Below are 543 nucleotides of genomic sequence, written 5' to 3'. Positions count from 1 at the left end.
CTTGTCACGACTGGCGGAAGCTAAAGTTTTACCATCCGGGCTGAAGACGACGCTGAAGAGCGAATCGCTATGCCCAGTCAGAGTGATAATTTCTTTGCGCGGCGTGTCGAGATTCCACAAGATAGTCTTGTCAGCACTGGCGGAAGCTAAAGTTTTGCCATCCGGGCTGAAGACGATGCTGTTGACCAAATAGCTATACCCAGTCAGAGTGGTAATTTTTTTGCGCGTGTTGAGATTCCACAATTTGATTGTGTTGTCACGACTGGCGGAAGCTAAAGTTTCACCATCGGGGCTGAAGACGACGCTGTTGACCGAATCGCTATGCCCCCTGAGAGTGATAATTTCTTTGCGCGTGTTGAGATTCCACAATTTGATCGTGTTGTCACCACTGGCGGAAGCTAAAGTTTTACCATCCGGTCTGAAGACGACGCTGTTGACCGAATCGCTATGCCCCCTGAGAGTGATAATTTCTTTGCGCGTGTTGAGATTCCACAATTTGATCGTGTTGTCACCACTGGCGGAAGCTAAAGTTTTACCATCCGG

1 protein-coding gene is annotated in these 543 nt (G+C 48.8%); it reads right to left on the bottom strand.

What is annotated here, in order from left to right; translation table 11 throughout:
- On the bottom strand, positions 1–543 hold a 543-nt coding region (locus tag ACM0OX_RS35735; RefSeq protein ID WP_414519951.1), incomplete at both ends, for a WD40 repeat domain-containing protein.

The organism is Nostoc sp. PCC 9305, from assembly GCF_963920915.1.
In the GTDB taxonomy this organism is placed as follows: domain Bacteria; phylum Cyanobacteriota; class Cyanobacteriia; order Cyanobacteriales; family Nostocaceae; genus Nostoc.
This window is presented reverse-complemented; position numbering and strand designations above follow the sequence as displayed.